Source organism: Chryseobacterium sp. R2ACT005, from assembly GCF_049949215.1.
Taxonomy (GTDB): Bacteria; Bacteroidota; Bacteroidia; order Flavobacteriales; family Weeksellaceae; genus Chryseobacterium.
The window spans coordinates 1,918,315-1,935,537 of record NZ_CP188192.1 but is presented as its reverse complement, the minus strand read 5'-3'; the positions used below and the strand labels follow the sequence as shown (position 1 = coordinate 1,935,537).

The following is a 17,223-nucleotide window of genomic DNA, read 5'->3' as shown; positions in this document are numbered from 1 at the left end:
TCAATGAAAACAAATATAAAATCACCAAAGGTCTTCCTTATCGGTGCAGGGCCCGGCAACCCTGAACTGATCACTGTAAAAGCAGTAAAAGCTATCTCAGAAGCTGACGTCATTTTATGTGACCGCCTTGTAAGCCCCGAGATCCTGGAAACCTACGTCAGTAAAAACACAGAAATCATCTATGTAGGGAAAGAATGCAGTAAAAATGCTTCCACTCCTCAGTCACATATCAATACCTTGATGGTAGAATATGCTCTTCAGAATAAGACCATTGTAAGACTGAAAGGAGGGGATGTTTCTATATTCTCCAATATCCTGGATGAATTGCAGGCTTTAAAACAGAATCATATTCCTTACGAAATCATTCCCGGAATTACGGCGGCATTGGGAGCGGCAGCGTTTGCAGGGATGCCTTTAACAGCAAGAGGATACTCCACATCAGTACGTTTTCTGACCTATTATAAATCAGAGATCGTGAGTGAAGACTACTGGAAAGAGCTTGCTTTGACTAATGATACTCTTGTTTTCTACATGTCAAAAGGAAACCTTACCTCTCTTGTGGAAAAATTGAAACAGCTGGGGATTTCAAGTGATAAAAAAATTGCAGTCATTGAGCAGGCTACAACTCCATATCAAAAGGTGTACACTTCATCGTTTGATGATTTTAATGAAAAATTCGGAGACAAAACCTTTGCATCCCCTTCATTGGTGGTGGTGGGTAAGATTGTCAATCTTCATGAAGAGTTTTCATGGCTTGAAAATGCTGAGCAGGAAGGTCTTTATTTTAAATCAGTGGAAAACGGAAGTCTAATCCCTACAACTCAAAATTTCTTTGAATATGCTGTCTGAAACTAAATTAAATGTATTAAAACAAATCTCCGGAGACCTCTCCAGGGATGAAGCCATCTGGGCAAGCGGATATCTTGCAGGTATTGCCGGAGGATCTTCATTGGCCGCTGTACTGCCACCACAGCAAATCAATAATAACACTCAAAATGCTGTAAAGAAAATAACTCTGGCTTACGGTACAGAAACCGGAAACAGCAAAAAACTGGCTACAGCTCTGGCAGGTATAGTCAAGAAAAAAGGACTTCAGGTAAAACTGGCTGACCTTTCCCAATACAAACCTAAAGATCTTGCGAAAGAAGAATTCTTTTTTGTAATCATCAGCACTCAGGGAGAAGGTGAGCCGCCCGCTCTCGCCAAAAAATTCTACGATTATATTTATGAAAATGAAATTAATCTCAGTGGACTTAAATTCGGAGTACTGGCTTTGGGAGACAGCAGTTATCCTCTGTTCTGCCAAACCGGAGAAGATGTAGATTCACGTTTTGAAATATTAGGGGCACAGCGTATTATTCCATTAAAGAAATGTGATATTGATTACGAACAGGAAGCCTCTCATTGGATAGAGCATGTATTTGAAACAGTCAATAAAAATACTGATCAAAGTGTTAAAAATATATCAGCTCCAAAAGTTTCTGCAGGCAGAAAGAAATACCGGGGGAAAGTTTCAGCCATCATCAATCTGAATGATATTACGTCTGAAAAAGAAACCTATCATATTGAAATTGAAACAGATGAAGCTCTTGCTTATCAGCCCGGTGCCGCATTGGGAGTGATCCCGTTCAATTCAAAAGAAGTAGTACACGAAATCATTACTCTCACAGGAATAGATCCTCAAAAACAGGTAGAAACGTCGAAAGTTACAGCTGCTGTTGAAGAACTACTTCACAAACGTCTAAACATCAGTTATTTACTTAAATCTGTAGTGGCTCAGTATGCGAAAATAACAGGGCATTCGATCCCGGAAGTCAGATTAAGTCTTCTTGATCTCCTTAGAATTTATCCGGTAAAAAATGCGGATGAATTTGAAGAAATCATACAGATATTAACCGCTCAGGCACCCCGCCTGTATTCTATTTCGTCTTCTCTGGAAGCTCATGGTGATACGGAAATTCACATTACCGTTGCCAGATCAGAATTCTTTATTGACCATCAGAAACATAACGGATTATGCAGTGGTTTTCTGAGTGAATTCAAAGAAGAAGAAGATATTGAGTTTTATATCCAGGAAGCAGGACATTTTAAACTTCCGGAAGCCGATAAAGACATCATCATGATTGGTCCGGGAACTGGTATTGCTCCTTTCAGATCTTTCCTTTGGGAACGTGATGCAACTGGTGCAGAAGGAAGAAACTGGCTGTTTTTTGGGGACAGGAATTTCGTGTCAGATTTCCTTTATCAGGCTGAGCTTCAGGATTTCCTTAAAACAGGCAGTCTGACCCATTTAGATTTGGCTTTTTCCAGAGATACAGCTGAGAAAGTATATGTTCAGCACAGGTTGGAGCAAAAAGCTCAGGAAGTATTCTACTGGCTGGAAGGTGGAGCTTCTGTATATGTATGCGGAGCTAAAGAGCCGATGGGAAGAGATGTAGAACAAACACTCCTGAACATTATTCAGAAGGAAGGAAAACGAAGCAAAGAAGATGCTGTAATCTATCTGGAAGAAATGGAACTTGGCGGCAGATATGCCAAAGATGTTTATTAAATGTAATTAAGCGATACTCGTAAAAAATTAAAGGAAATAATAATGAATAACGATAAAGAAAATCTTTCACCGGTAGAAAGGATTAAAACCGGCAGTAACGGGCTCAGAGGATCTTTAAAAGAGAGCCTTACTGATAATTTTACCGGAGCCATCAGGGAAGATGACCAGACTCTGATCAAATTTCATGGAATGTACCAGCAGGACGACAGAGACCGAAGGGAAGAGCGTGTCTCTAAAAAACTGGAATGGCTGTATTCTTATATGATCAGATTAAGACTTCCCGGTGGCTTTTTAACTCCGGAACAATGGGTAGGACTGAATGAAACGGCTGAAGATCATTCTACGGGAACCATTAAAGTAACCACAAGACAAACGATTCAGCTGCATGGGATTTTAAAATCTCATTTAAGACCTACTATTCAGAGCTTCAATCTGCAGCATCTGGATTCTATTGCAGCCTGTGGAGATGTCAACAGAAATGTCACCTGTACAGCCAACCCTTCAGAATCACCCTTACAGCAGGAAGCTTACGAACTGGCTGGTAAAATAAGCGAAATGTGTCTTCCGAAGACCAAATCTTATTACGATATCTGGATTGATGATGAACTTCTGGTAGACCGAAAAGCTGAAGAAGATCCATTATATCAGGACAGATATCTTCCAAGAAAACTGAAAATAGGAATTGCCGTTCCCCCCAATAATGATGTGGATGTATTCATCAATGATATTGCCTTGATCGCTATTATTGAAAATAATAAAATTGTTGGCTATAATATTGCTGCCGGAGGAGGATTGGGAGCCACTCACGGAAATGAAGCGACTTATGCACGTCTTGCATCCATCCTTGGATTTGTGGATACGGAAGAAAAAATATTAAAAGCTGTCTACGAAATCATCACGGTTCAAAGAGATTTCGGAAACAGAAGCGACCGAAAATTATCAAGATTAAAATATACAATTGATAAACTGGGTATTGATCAGTACAGAACTGAAGTGGAAAAAAGAACAGGATTCAGTTTTGAACCTGCCAGAGAATTTAAGTTTGAACAAAGAAAAGACCGCTATGGCTGGATTCAGAATCATGAAGGAAAATGGTTTTATACCGTATTTGTAGAGCATGGAAGAATTCTTAATACGGCGGAATATCCTTTAAAATCAGGATTATTAAAAATCGCACAGACAGGAAAAGCCAATTTCCGTTTTACCTGTAACCAAAACCTTATTCTGGCTGATATTGATGAAAAAGATAAACCTGAAATTGAAAATATTTTAAAAGAACACGGAATTTCAGAGTATACGAATGGAGCAAGTGCTCTGCGTAAAAACTCTGTTGCATGTGTTGCTTTGAATACCTGTTCATTGGCTTTGGCTGAAGCGCAGCGTTATCTGCCATCCTTGGTCACTAAAATAGAACCTATTCTAGAAAAATATGGTCTTTTGGAAGAAGATATCACGATCCGTATGACTGGCTGTCCTAACGGCTGTGGAAGATCTCCTAATGCTGAAATCGGATTTGTGGGTACAGCCTATGGAAAATATAACCTTCACATCGGAGGAGACCGTTTAGGAATGCGACTGAATACAAAATTTAAAGAAAATATTGGTGAAGAAGAGATTCTTACCACCCTGGATGAACTTTTCGGGATTTATGTACAGAAAAGACTTGCAGAAGAAACATTTGGTGATTTTTCATACCGTTACTTACATACCTTAAATTAATTATATGACTAGTTTTCATTATGATCTGAAAAAAAATAAAAAAACTCAACCTCTTCATTTAGGGAGACGAATGTGTACGTGTTGTTGATTCTCAAATAACAATACAATCAAAGCTGTTTCAACTTTTTTGAACCACTATGGAAAGTTAATACTACATCCTGTCATTGCGAACCAAAGATGAAGCAATCTCAGCGTTATATTAACGGCTTACCACCCCGTCAAAAAATTCTTTGAATTTTTGCCACCCCTCCAAAAGAGGGGAATTCTAAGTCCTTCAATTGTAATACAAAACAATATTGAAGCTTTTCATCATTAAAAGTAAAAAAGTTCAGACAGCTTCATTCTCAACCTAAAAAATGAAGAAAAAATGAAAAACAAAAAGCAGGGAAACTTTTTACCTAAAGCAGGCATTATTGCATTTACATTTCTATTTTTTAACCTGGCAGAAGCACAACAGCAGCTTATAGAGCTTAGTGGAAGCATCAGAAATACAGGTACACGCAAAGCGTTGGATTCTGTAAAACTACAGATCGAAAATACACAGGATACCGCATTAACGGACCAACTGGGTAACTTTAAAATCAGAACAAGGGTTACTATTCCATTCCGGGTGGTGATTCAGAAAGATGGTTTCACAGGTCAAACCGTTGAAATACTTTCCCCCTCCAACAAAATAACGATAGGACTTAATCCACAAAATACGATTATTGATGATGTCGTCATTTCAGCCTCCAGAGTTCCGGAAAAAATATTAAGATCACCGATAGCTATTGAGAAAATTGATATCAAAACCATCAGGGAAAGTCCAGCAGCTTCATTCTATGAAACATTGGAAAATGTAAAAGGGTTACAGCTTTTAACCTCAAGTCTTACGTTGAAAATTCCTAATTCGAGAGGATTCAATTCACCTAATAATTTCCGATTCATGCAGCTGGTAGACGGAGTAGACGTACAGTCAGCAACATTGGGAGTACCATTGGGAAATGCCATAGGACCTACAGAACTGGATATTCAATCTATGGAAGTTACTCCCGGAGCGGCTTCAGCCCTGTACGGAATGAATGCAATCAACGGACTGGCTAGTTTACAGACTAAAGATCCATTTACTTCTGAAGGAATAAGTCTTTACTTCCGTGGCGGAGTTAATCATGTAGACAATGTAAATCACAAAATAAGCTCACTTGGAGAGAGTGCCATCCGCTTTGCAAAAGTATTCAATAAAAACTTTGCCGTGAAGGTGAATGCTTCTTATTTCAGCGGAACCGACTGGATTTCCAATAATCTGACAGATCAGAATCCAGGATCTTTGGTTACAGCCAATCCTAATTTTGCTTTGGCAAATAATCCGGCTGAAGACCTTTGGAATAAATACGGTGACGAAAGAAATAACCGTGTAGCTGTAAAAGTAGATTACAATGGAAAACCTACTACATTCAATGTTTCCAGAACAGGATATCTGGAGAAAGATCTGGTGAGCCCTGATGTGAAAAACATCAAGTTCGATGCAGGATTGTATTATCGTTTCGGAGATCAGTGGAGAACGTCTTATGTATATCGTTATGGCTTACTGGACGGAACTTTCCAAAGAGGAAATAAAATCCGTTTGCAGAATGCAACCGTTCAGAACCATAAAATAGAACTCACAGGAAAAGAACTGACCTTCAGAGCTTATGTATCTATAGAAAATACAGGAGATTCTTATAACCTGAAGCCTTTGGCAGACAATCTGGATCTTACCAATCTCTCCAATACCAACTGGAAAAATATATTTCAGACTTCTCTTCAGAACAACTTAAATGCTGGAGCCAATCTTAATGATGCTTTTATTCTCGCCCGTCAGGAAGCCGATAAAAACAGGGCAGTGCCCGGAACCGCAGCTTTTGAGCAGTTAAAAAACACCATTATCGGTATCAATAACTGGGATTCTGCGAATGCAGGTATTACCGGGGCTCCGGCAACGGGAGGGGCAAAACTTGAACAGAAATCACGCTTTTATCAGGGTGAACTTACCTACGATTTTAGCAGGTTTGTGAAGATATTCAACCTTCTTGCGGGTATAGATTACCGTTTGTACAGTATTACTCCGGATGGAAATAACTTCGTTGATTTTGATCGCCCTGTGAATGAAAGAAATATTCCTTTGGCCAATGGTACCTTTGGGAAAGATGTTATTTATCAGAAATACGGGGCTTTTGCACAGATTACCAAGCTTTTCTTTGATGATAAATTAAAAATCAATGCAGCCTTACGGATCGACAGAAACCCGGAATTTGAAGCTAAATTGAATCCAAGGATCAGTATTGTCTATTCTCCGGTTAAAGAACATAATTTCAGAGCTTCGTTTCAGAACGGATATCGTTTTCCATCGTTATTTGAAGCCCTTTCTTTCGTGAACAACGGAAATGTAAGAAGAGTGGGAGGTCTCTCAAAAGTGAATGACGGATTGGGTTATCTGGAAAATTCTTACACTTTGACTTCCATTGATAAATTTACCTCAGCAGTGAATGCAGACGTTGATGGAGGAAAAACCCAGGCTCAGGCAGCTCAGGATAACAAACAGCTTTTAACGGTAGCCAATCTGCAAAAATTACAACCGGAAAAGATCAATTCGTTTGAAGTAGGGTACAAGTCTACTTTTTTCAATAATAAGCTGGTGCTGGACTGGGATTTCTATTACAACATTTACGAAGGCTTCCTGGGGCAGGTAGAGGTAGCAGTTCCTAAAAACAGCCAGGTAGGAAGTAATGTCGCCGTACTTGCGATGCTGGACCGAAGCAAACAGGACCGATACAGAGTATATACCAACAGCAACAGTACCTACAAAAGCTATGGAACATCTTTGGGGATTCGCTATAATATTACCGGAAATTATAATATCAACACCAATGTTTCTTATAATGATCTTGCTTCCAACAATACCTCGGATCTGTTCATCACCGCATTCAACACCCCAAAATGGATGGTGAATGTAAGTGTAGGAAACAGAGAAATTGTTAAAAATATAGGATTCACTCTTGTCGCAAGATGGCAGAGCGGTTTTGTGTGGGAAAGTCCTTTAGCATCAGGAGCAATTCCGGCTTATTACACCATTGATGCTCAGGCGACATGGAAGCTTCCGGAAATTCGTGCGAATATTAAAATCGGGGCTACCAATTTGCTGAACCGCCGTTATTTCCAGTATGCAGCAGGTCCTGAAATCGGAGGACTGTATTATCTTGCTTTTACTTATGACTTAAAACTGTAATCAGAATGAGCAATTCACTATATCCCATATTTTTAAAACTTGAAAACCTTTCACTGCTGATCATTGGTGGTGGCAAGGTTGCCCTTGAAAAACTGGAGTCGGTACTTGGAAACTCTCCGGATACTTCCATTACACTTGTAGCGAAAGAAATTATTCCTGAAATCAACACCTTACAACATCAGTTTTCCAATATAACACTGCATGAAAGAGCCTATGATGATCATGATTTTAATGATATGGATCTTGCCATTATAGCAGTGAATGATGTTGTATTGGCCGGGGAAATCAGAGAAAAAGCCCAGGAAAAAAATGTACTGGTCAATATAGCAGATAAACCGGATTTGTGCGATTTTTATTTAGGTTCTATTGTTAAAAAGGGAAGCCTCAAAATTGCTATTTCAACCAACGGAAAATCTCCTACAATCGCTAAAAGATTAAGAGAAACCTTCACTGAAGTCATTCCTGATGAAATGGATCATGTATTGGATAATATGCAGAACATCCGCAATAAGCTGACGGGAGATTTCAATTATAAAGTTAAAGAACTCAATAAGATCACTACAGAATATCTATCTGACGGACATGTTTCTTCAAAGGCCAATCTGGAAATTGAAAAGCTGATCAATATTACCAAAACAGCTCAGAGAAAAGCCAATATTTATCTGGCTGTCATAGGGGTTTTACTTCTTTTCGGTCTATTTGGACTCGTAGTGTACCAGTTCAATCTTTCTAATGATATTCAATACTTTCTGAATAAGGACGGTCATATTTTTTACTGGATGTTATTTGCAGGTTTTATGGCAGAAATTGTGGCCGGATCCATGGGAATGGGCTACGGAGTAATATGTACCACAATACTTTTATTGCTTAATGTTCCACCGCCTGTTGTAAGTGCAAGCATTCACTCTGCAGAATCTTTTACGACGGCAGCTGGAAGTTTCAGTCACTATAAACTGGGAAATGTCAATAAAAAAATGGTGTGGGTATTGTTCCCGCTGGCTATTGTAGGTTCAGTTATTGGGGCATTAACCCTTTCTCATTATGGCGAGCAGTATGCTCATATTGTAAAACCCATTATTGCCTTCTATACCCTTTATCTTGGAATCAACATTTTAAAAAATGCTTTCAAAGATAAGAAAACACAGCAAGGCAAAACCAAACGAAGAACAAATCTCAGAATATTAGGATTGGTAGGAGGCTTTATTGATTCCTTTGCTGGAGGAGGCTGGGGACCGCTAGTTACCGGAACCCTGATCAAAGAGGGAAGAATTCCCCGTTATGTAGTAGGAAGCTCTACTGTAGCCAAGTTTTTGCTGACTGTAACGAGCGCAATTACCTTCATCTTTACAATCGGTATTCATCATTGGAATATTGTTTTGGGGCTTTTGCTGGGTGGTGTTTTTACGGCACCGTTTTCTGCAATGCTTACCGCAAAACTTCCAACGAAGAAAATGTTTGTCGTGGTAGGAATCGTAGTCATCCTGATGAGCCTTGTTACAATAACAAAATCAATCTTTTCATGATAAAATCAATAATCAAAAGAATCAGACATACAATTTAGAGAAGAAGTCTATTTATTTTAGCGCAAAGAGTTTAATGTTTTACTTTATTGAGGTAACAAAAGGGGAAAATCAATGATACAGTCTATTGACAACTATCATTACTCATTTTTAGTAAAAATCTGAAACCATTAAATCTTTGCGTTTTTTATTTTAAATGCTTTTTTAAGAAACAAAAACTTAACAGTATCATTTTCACATTATAAGAGGGCAAAGATATCGTTCTTTTATCTCACGCTGATTTTGCAGATTTTGCAGATATATAAAACCTGCACAATCTTCTTAATCTGCGAGAAAAATTAGAACACCTCTGATTTCCAACAAAAAACAGCTCCCAAAAGAAAAGCTGTCTATAATAGTTAGTTATTTCCAGATTTTGTTTTTCTGAAAGTATCAATTCCAAATCCTGTACAGCCCTGAAACAAAAACAGAAGCAAAAACAGGAGGTATAACATCTGAGGCAGGTATAGAAAATAGCCAAGCCATGTAAAAGGATCCATTTTATAAACTCCGGTTTCGGGTTTGACAGGAATAAGTTCCTTAGGAATTGTACTCAGATCATGGGTAAATAACGCGACAAGGATAATTATGATTAAAAATACAGAGCTTATTCTCGTCCAAAGACCCAACATTAAAAATAATCCAAAGATACATTCACAAAATGCAGTGAAGTTGGCAGTAAACTGAGGAAAAGGAAACCCTATAGTAGTGATAGTATTCAACATATATCCCTGGAAAATAGGATGAAAAAGTTTATTAAACCCTGCTACAAAAAAGAACAATCCAATTAATATTCTGCATATTATATAGATGTTATTTGTATTTTTTTCGAGGTTTGATAGTATTATCTTCATTATTTTTTTAATTCGTTTTTGATTACATCACCATGATAAAGCCATGAACAGCAGTTGGTCATGTAATTCTGGTTTAGATAATAGGATCGTGTATGGAAAAGATTATTCCATAGCTGAAAATGTTATTTTATCAATAACTGAAAATTACATTTTTATTTTGGGCGGAATCCAGATAGAATTAAAAAAAGATGAATAGGGAGGATCATCATATAAAAAAAAGCCATTGCTTATTTCCGGGATCATAAATTTCTCAAATCCAAACGAAGGAAAAGATGCCGTAAAAAAGAGAGAAGAATTAGAACAATAATTATTATTACACTTTATCGGGGTCTTGTTATTTTCTTCAAGAAAGATCTTATTACATTTTTTCTGTGGTTTCTCTTCCGGATTAGAATTACTTATGATTTCTATGGTAGAAAAGGTCGTGTTTTCGGTTTTTGGGATCAGAAAATGGACTAGCATTAAAAATATACTAACTATCTGTATACAATGTAATATTCCATTTTTTCCTGTCATAAATCCCGTACAATTCAGACAAATATAATAAAATATTTATAGCTGCCTTTTAAACGATTATTATTTTTCAAGTTCCCGAACAACTGTTTTAGCCATTTCTTTGGAGCTGAAAGGATTTTGTCCTGTGATCAGATTGTCGTCAATCACCACATTGGAAGTCATAGGGATAAAGGCTTTTCTATAATGTACACCCCGTTCTTTGAGTGCTGCTTCAAGATTAAAAGGAACTGCGTTTTTTCTTCTGGCTAATGTTTCTTCAAACCAGTCGAATCCGGTTATAGATTTTCCTTTAATCATATATTCTCCATCAGATAATCTTACATTTAGCAATCCTCCGACTCCATGACAAATTGCGGCAACCATTTTATGGCTTTCATACTGCTTCCTGAGAACAGCCTGTAATGTGGAGTTATCCGGAAAATCATACATGGTAGCATGTCCGCCTGTCAGATAAACACAATCGAAAGAGTTGTTTTCTACTTCATTCAGACTTTTTGTATGAGCCAGTATATCCATAAATACAGGATTTTCATAATAGCTTTTTGAAATTCCGTCAAGCATAAACGGTTTCAGACTTTCCGGATCAATAGGAGTATTCCCTCCCTTTGGAGAAGCAATGGTAATCTGCCATCCTTTTTCCTTTGCAGCATGATAAATATGGGTAAGTTCACTCAGCCACAATCCTGTCTTAAGCTGACTGTTGGCGTATTGGTCTACATTGGTTACCATTAACAAAATATTTTTTATCATAGCAGTATCAATTAAAAGATTTTCTGAATTCTAAAGGGGAAACAGCGGTCTGATTTTTAAACAAACGATGAAAAGACTGTGGATGCTCAAATCCCAGGCTATAAGCAATCTCAGACACGGACATGGTAGTGGTAGACAACAGCTCTTTTGCCTTTTCAATCACTCTGTTTTGAATATGCTGCTGTGTTGTCTGTCCTGTATGAACCCTCAGCATGTCACTTAGATAATTGGGACTTATATTCATCTGTCCTGCCACAAATTGTACGGTAGGAATCCCATTGATCAGCAGTTTTTCATTTTTGAAATAATCATCCAGTAAATTTTCAAGCTGAGTCAAAAGATCATGATTTACTTTTTTCCGGGTTAAAAACTGGCGGTTGTAGAATCTGTCACAGTACTTTAACAGCAGATCAATATTGGATACCAATAAATCCTGGGTAAAACCATCCATATTGGCTTCTATTTCTCTGCTGATATTATCCATGATGTCTGTTACAGATTTTTCTTCTTTATCGGAAAGATACAGTGCTTCATTGGCCATATAAGAGAAGTAGCCATAATCTTTAATTACAGAGGCTAATGGATATCCCTGCAGAAAATCAGGATGTATAACCAGTACATTTCCTCTCACTTCAGAAAGCAGAATATCTTCAAACTGCAATACCTGATGGGGAGCAATAAAATACATAATTCCATCCTCAAAGTCATAATAATGCTGTCCATATTTACATCTTCCCGCGCAATCCTTTTTAATGGAAATCACATAAAAATCTGTAGTCACGGCACTCAGAATAGTTTCCGGATCAATATTCACTTCATTAAAATCAAACACACTGATCAGAGGGTTGGAAGGCCTTTTCAGCTTCAGATAGTTGTGTAATGCTGTGATAGAGGTTACTTTTTCAGGAGCTTTCATTTTTTCGCTTATTTTTAACCACCCCGTCAAAAATTCTTTGAATTTTCGCCACCCCTCCGAAGAAGGGGAATATGCAGCCCTTCGGTTGTGGTATTGGTTTTTCTAAGTCACTTATTTTATTAAAGTTGCTGTTCTTTTTTTATCTGTTCAATTCCTTGTCTGTAGGGAGTTATCTGAAATTCCGGGAACCTTTTCCTGAATTTTGAATCATCAAAAAGGTTGTCATATTTATATCTTGGAAGCAGTTCCAGTAACTCTTTTGCATTTTTATTGAATAAAGATCCTATTTTAAAAGCCAGATTAGGAATTACAGAATACCTCAGTTCTTTTCCATAGATCTGAGACGTCAATGCAATGAACTTATTATAGCTTAACTTATTATCGTCTACCGGCAAATGCCAGGTTTGCCCATAAGCATCAGGAGTATTTCCAATTAAAGCTGTAGCGCGGCTTGCATCAGGTGTCCAGATCAGACTTCGAAGTTTATCATCTCTTAACGGAACTTTCAGTTTTTTATCTTCTTTAATGGCATTAAAAATAAGACTATTGGTAATACTTTGAGTTTTCCCGGGACCATAAAATTCAGGAGCTCTGCAGATCACAGCTTCTATTGTTCCGGCTTCCATTTCTTTTAAAAGCATGTCTGCCATCTGTTTTCTTACTCTTCCTTTTCTGCCTACAGGAGCAAATTGGGTATCTTCCGTCAAAACTTCATTATTTTGAGGGTACATATAAGTATTATCAAAAAATACAAGCTTTGTCCCGTTGATTTTACAGGCTTCAATTACATTTTTCAATATTGTCAAAAATTGTTTTTCCCACAAATCTGTATCCATAGGAAGTCCAAGTGTGAAATAGGCAATTTCGGTTCCTTTCACGGCTTCTATTGCTTTTCCCCTGTCTGATAAATCTGCAGAGAAAACAGTATCAGTATCGTTTACTTTTTTAGCATTTCTGCTGACAATACGAATGTCTGAAGTATAATTTCTTTTTAATTCTCTTGCCAGTTCCTCACCAATCTGCCCATTGGCTCCTAATATCGTTTGCATCATTTCTAATTTTGAGGGTTATATATTGCATTGAAAATAAATAAATACTTTCAGTTGCTTTTATTTCTAATGCAAAATTCGGGCATAATCATAAAAACAGAGTAGCTGAATCCATGAAAGTTGTAACATAATCTCTGAGATCATAAAAAAGCGGAGAAAGTAAAGATTACAACACTTGAATAATTTATTTTTTATTCCTCATTGTTTCCTTTTCTTTCCCAGCTTTAACTGCTGGCTTTTTTAATTTTTTCTATCCAGAGCCAGATAATTGTCATCAATTCTGCTAATCAGAATGTAGAACAAACCTGCATAGATCATCTGAATACCCATGGCTTCCCAGTTTTCCACCGTACTGCTTCCAAAAAGAAGCAAGATGATCAGGGAAGCTCCAGCAATAGTAGAGATACGGGTTTTGAAACCAATCATCAGCAGTAATCCGATAATAAATTCTAAAAAGGGGAGTGTGATCCCAAAGAGATGTACCAACGGCTCTGGGAGCCAGCTTGTTTCAAAACCCTTCACCATTCCTGATGCAAAATCCTGTAGTTTTATCAATCGGACCAATCCGTGCCCTAAAAGATTTATTCCCATCGAAACACGAAGGAAAAAATAGGCTGTTTTTGTATTATTCATAAAGATATTTTTTGGATAGAAGATCGAAGCCTGAAGATGGAAGTTATATATCCGGTATGATTCATTTTACTGTCTTTTTTATCTGTTTCAATTAACCGGTAATTTATTTTTGCAGACTTTAATAACTTCCTTACTTATTAAACTTTTCTTCGCTATTATCAACAGGAGTTTCAGGATCATTCATTACCATTTTGGCTATATCATCTTTTCTCATAAAGACGACCCCTTGTTTTTCTTTGGTATATTTTATAAACTCTTCCATTGCATGTACCATTGCGGGAGTACCACCAATTCTGTCGTGAAAGCTGATGCTCATCATTCTTCTCTTTGATGCGCCTTCTTCATAAAGACGGTCAAATTCAAATTTTAATTGGTTTAAAAACTGATCAGGACTCCAGTGCTTGCCTTCAATATTCACGATATCATTATTACGCAATGTGTAAGGGATTACAGCAAAATTTTTCCCTTTTACTTTAGTAATAAAGGGTTCATCATGGCTTACATCATCTATGTGATACAAAAAGCCGAGTTCCTGTAAAACTTTAAGCGTATTCGGACCTCTTCGAAGCCAATTAGCGTTATAACCTACAGCTTTCTGGCCTGTAATTTTTTCAACAACATCTACGCCCTGTTTCACAAAATTCAACTCATCAGCATAATTCTTATTCCACTGATTATCCCAGGTAAAACCATGAGCTGCAATTTCATGGCCTCCGTTGGCAATAGCTTTTGCCACTTCCGGATACTTTTCTGCTGCTGTTCCCACTACATGGGAGGTTACTTTAATGTCATATTTTTTCCATAGATCCAGCATTCTGTAAATTCCTTCATTTCCTCCATAACGATACCAGCTTTCTGCCGGAAGATCCGGTTGGCCTTTAGGAAGTGGAGTGCCACTGAAAGGGCTTTCAGCACCCTCAGGCTGTCCGCCTGTTTCAAATTGCATGGAAACTGAAATTACCAGCTGAGCCCCATTAGGCCAGTGTTTTTTTGTTAAAGTCTTTGTTTCAGATAGATCTTTTTTTACTCTTTTATCCTTGTCGTGATCAGAAAAAGACATCAGAACGATTGCTGAAGCAGCCAACAGTATTGATTGTTTTATATATTTCATTTTGAATGTATTTAATAGGACAAAATTGATCAATAATGAATCAGGATATATTGTAAAAATTAATGGTAAATTTGTAAAAATCCATTCTTTCATGAAACGAATCGTTAATTTCAATTCTTTTAATGTTTTCAGCATTGAAAAAGAAATCTGGGATGTTGAATATCACAATCATAACTTTTATGAACTGATTATCATAGAAAGTGGAAAAGGGCTTCATCATCTCAACAATATTACTTTTCCTTACAAAAAGGGAGATGTTTTTCTCCTGCGGCCCAGCGATGGCCATGAGTTTTCTATTACCAATAAAACACGATTTATTTATATAAAATTTACAGAACAGTACATATGGGAAAATTTGCTCTCCAATAAAAAGAATGAGCTGAAAAAAGTTGTTCAGCTCATGATGGAAGATCATTCTTTTGTATACGAATCAGTGATCAAATGTAAAACGGATAGGGAACATCTGCTGCAGCTGGCCCGAATTCTTCTGTACGAGTTCAGCCATAAAAACACTTATAATAAAGAGATAAGTTCAGATCTTTTCTCTGCTATTATTACTATTCTGATCCGGAACACGATGAGCAATATCACAGCTAAAAACTGGATTACTCAAAACCTGAGCAGAATTGAAAGGATATTATATTATATCAATATTAATGCTTTAGATGGGGATAAAATGAAAATTGAAAATCTGGCCAGAGAGTTTATGCTTTCTCCTAATTATATCAGTATTTACATCAAAAAACAGACAGGATTTTCAATACAGCAACATGTGATGCAGCATAAAATGAAAACTGCAGAAAAACTTTTGCTTCAGAGTCATTACAACATCAGTGAGATTTCAGATAAACTGGGCTTCAATGATGCCAGCCACTTCAATAAAATATTCAAAGGGTATAAGGAAGTGTCTCCTTCTGAGTTTAAAAAGAGATCAATGGTGAAATAATGAAGATAAGTTTCATTTCAACTTTCTTAATGATTTTCTTTCCAGCTCAATTAATCTATTTTTTATATCTTTAATAATCAAACCTTTAAGCTTATGAAAGCGAGTGCCGGAATTTTACTCTTTAAAAAAGAAAAAGACAGACTGTATTACTTTCTGGTTCATCCTGGCGGACCTTTCTGGAAAAATAAAGACCTGGGAGCATGGTCTATTCCAAAAGGAGAGCTTCTTCCAGATGAAAATCCATTGGATCGTGCATTAACGGAATTTAAAGAAGAAACAGGGAAAACAGTGGAAGGGAACTTTGTTGAATTGTCACCCATTAAGCAAAAAGGAGGGAAAATAGTTTATGCCTGGGCATTGGAGGGTCATATGGATACTTCAGATCTTTACAGCAATACCTTCTCTATGGAATGGCCACCCAAATCCGGCAAAATAATAGAAATTCCCGAAGTAGATCAATGGGAATGGTTTACTTCAGAAGAAGCACAGCAACGCATTAATATTGCACAGAAAGATTTTATTACAGAACTCGAAAATATAGTAAAAAAAATAACACCTTAAAACAAAGCCATGAAAAAATTAAACAGAAAAACATTAAAAAACATTGTTGGAGAAATCGGTATAGAGCTGAACCTTCCTCTTCCTGTTGGCATCTGTCTTGGAAATCTACTTTCCTTGTGTCCTCCTCATTCTCATTGCCGCGCAGATGAAAGATGCTATCCTGATGCAGTGGGTCCCTGTATCAACGGGCTGTGTCCTTCAGGCTATCACTGCCATTCAGGAGAATGTGTAAGATAAAAAATCAAAACAAAAAGACGTTTATCAATCTGATAAACGTTTTTTATATATTAAAGTTTTATCTCTTTATTCCGATTGCCCTTAATGCACTGGATGTCAAAAAGATATCATCAAACACCGTAAGTGATTCTACATCATTAAATCCTGAAGGAATCAGGTCATTTTTATTAAAAGATAATTCGATAGAAGCATCATATGAAGCGATGATTCTCACTTTTGAATATCCGTTATAATCTACTTTAAAACCTTCAAACATACAGTTTTGTTCTGCCTTCTGATATTCGCCGTATTCTTCAAAACCTGCAATATCAGTTCTTTTTCCGTCATTATGGTCAAGGGATTTCCATGAGTCATAATTTTTAGGTTCTTTCAGAATATTTCCTTCACGATCTAAAGGAACAAACATTCCAAGAGTTAAACGCTTCTTTAAAAAATTGGCATAATTATTCATCAGATTTAAAATCTGAAGATCAGCATATCCTTCGTGTGAATAATATTCCAGCACGAAAGTGGTCATCGGAATCAGCTTATGAGAAGCATCAGTCGGCATAATTAGTCTTTACTTTTTTTTGGCCGA

Annotated in this window: 15 protein-coding genes; 8 read left to right on the top strand and 7 right to left on the bottom strand. The window is 37.1% G+C overall.

Annotated elements, in window-relative coordinates; genetic code table 11:
• Positions 1-3 precede the first annotated feature (3 nt).
• The 5 genes from cobA to ACPF63_RS08905 all read left to right on the top strand — a co-directional run bounded on the left by cobA (position 4) and on the right by ACPF63_RS08905 (position 9,037).
• Entirely contained in the window at positions 4-849 is an 846-nt protein-coding gene (gene cobA, locus ACPF63_RS08925) for a uroporphyrinogen-III C-methyltransferase (RefSeq protein WP_426482737.1), read from the top strand.
• Positions 839-2,551 carry a diflavin oxidoreductase gene (locus tag ACPF63_RS08920; protein ID WP_426482736.1) on the top strand — a complete coding sequence of 571 codons (1,713 nt, stop codon included), beginning with the start codon at positions 839-841 and terminating at the stop codon, positions 2,549-2,551. The genes cobA and ACPF63_RS08920 overlap by 11 nt, the downstream gene beginning before the upstream one ends.
• A 42-nt stretch (positions 2,552-2,593) precedes the next feature.
• Positions 2,594-4,270 carry an NADPH-dependent assimilatory sulfite reductase hemoprotein subunit gene (locus tag ACPF63_RS08915; protein WP_426482735.1) on the top strand — a complete coding sequence of 559 codons (1,677 nt, stop codon included), beginning with the start codon at positions 2,594-2,596 and terminating at the stop codon, positions 4,268-4,270.
• A 367-nt stretch (positions 4,271-4,637) separates the two neighbouring features.
• A complete protein-coding gene (locus ACPF63_RS08910) occupies positions 4,638-7,514 on the top strand; it encodes a TonB-dependent receptor (RefSeq protein WP_426482734.1) in 2,877 nt (958 codons plus the stop codon).
• Positions 7,515-7,519: 5 nt separating this feature from the next.
• Complete coding sequence (locus tag ACPF63_RS08905; protein WP_426482733.1) at positions 7,520-9,037, top strand: TSUP family transporter; 1,518 nt, start codon at positions 7,520-7,522, stop codon at positions 9,035-9,037.
• 395 nt (positions 9,038-9,432) lie between these two features.
• Here the strand turns inward: ACPF63_RS08905 and ACPF63_RS08900 are convergent, their stop codons facing one another.
• The 6 genes from ACPF63_RS08900 to ACPF63_RS08875 form a co-directional block, all read right to left on the bottom strand.
• Complete coding sequence (locus tag ACPF63_RS08900) at positions 9,433-9,927, bottom strand: DoxX family protein (protein WP_180563784.1); 495 nt, start codon at positions 9,925-9,927, stop codon at positions 9,433-9,435.
• Between the two features lie 576 nt (positions 9,928-10,503).
• Positions 10,504-11,193: a type 1 glutamine amidotransferase domain-containing protein gene (locus tag ACPF63_RS08895; RefSeq protein ID WP_426482732.1), complete on the bottom strand. Its 690-nt coding sequence runs from the start codon at positions 11,191-11,193 to the stop codon at positions 10,504-10,506.
• A gap of 7 nt (positions 11,194-11,200) precedes the next feature.
• Positions 11,201-12,109, bottom strand: a complete 909-nt coding sequence (locus ACPF63_RS08890) for a helix-turn-helix domain-containing protein (RefSeq protein ID WP_219072731.1) — start codon at positions 12,107-12,109, stop codon at positions 11,201-11,203.
• A gap of 119 nt (positions 12,110-12,228) precedes the next feature.
• Positions 12,229-13,158: an NAD-dependent epimerase/dehydratase family protein gene (locus ACPF63_RS08885; RefSeq protein WP_426482731.1), complete on the bottom strand. Its 930-nt coding sequence runs from the start codon at positions 13,156-13,158 to the stop codon at positions 12,229-12,231.
• Between the two features lie 240 nt (positions 13,159-13,398).
• Complete coding sequence (locus ACPF63_RS08880; protein WP_077417264.1) at positions 13,399-13,791, bottom strand: DoxX family protein; 393 nt, start codon at positions 13,789-13,791, stop codon at positions 13,399-13,401.
• Between the two features lie 130 nt (positions 13,792-13,921).
• Positions 13,922-14,902: a polysaccharide deacetylase family protein gene (locus ACPF63_RS08875; protein WP_426482730.1), complete on the bottom strand. Its 981-nt coding sequence runs from the start codon at positions 14,900-14,902 to the stop codon at positions 13,922-13,924.
• 91 nt (positions 14,903-14,993) lie between these two features.
• On the opposite strand from ACPF63_RS08875, the gene ACPF63_RS08870 reads away from it, so the two are divergent.
• The 3 genes from ACPF63_RS08870 (at position 14,994) to ACPF63_RS08860 (ending at position 16,646) form a co-directional block, all read left to right on the top strand.
• Positions 14,994-15,848: an AraC family transcriptional regulator gene (locus ACPF63_RS08870; RefSeq protein WP_139348536.1), complete on the top strand. Its 855-nt coding sequence runs from the start codon at positions 14,994-14,996 to the stop codon at positions 15,846-15,848.
• Positions 15,849-15,941: 93 nt separating this feature from the next.
• Complete coding sequence (locus tag ACPF63_RS08865; RefSeq protein ID WP_180563788.1) at positions 15,942-16,409, top strand: NUDIX hydrolase; 468 nt, start codon at positions 15,942-15,944, stop codon at positions 16,407-16,409.
• A gap of 9 nt (positions 16,410-16,418) precedes the next feature.
• Positions 16,419-16,646 (top strand): hypothetical protein, encoded by a 228-nt coding sequence (locus ACPF63_RS08860; protein WP_077417256.1) that lies wholly within the window; start codon positions 16,419-16,421, stop codon positions 16,644-16,646.
• A 58-nt stretch (positions 16,647-16,704) separates the two neighbouring features.
• Here ACPF63_RS08860 and ACPF63_RS08855 read toward each other — a convergent pair whose 3' ends face one another.
• Positions 16,705-17,196: a hypothetical protein gene (locus ACPF63_RS08855; protein WP_077417253.1), complete on the bottom strand. Its 492-nt coding sequence runs from the start codon at positions 17,194-17,196 to the stop codon at positions 16,705-16,707.
• Between the last annotated feature and the right edge of the window lie 27 nt (positions 17,197-17,223).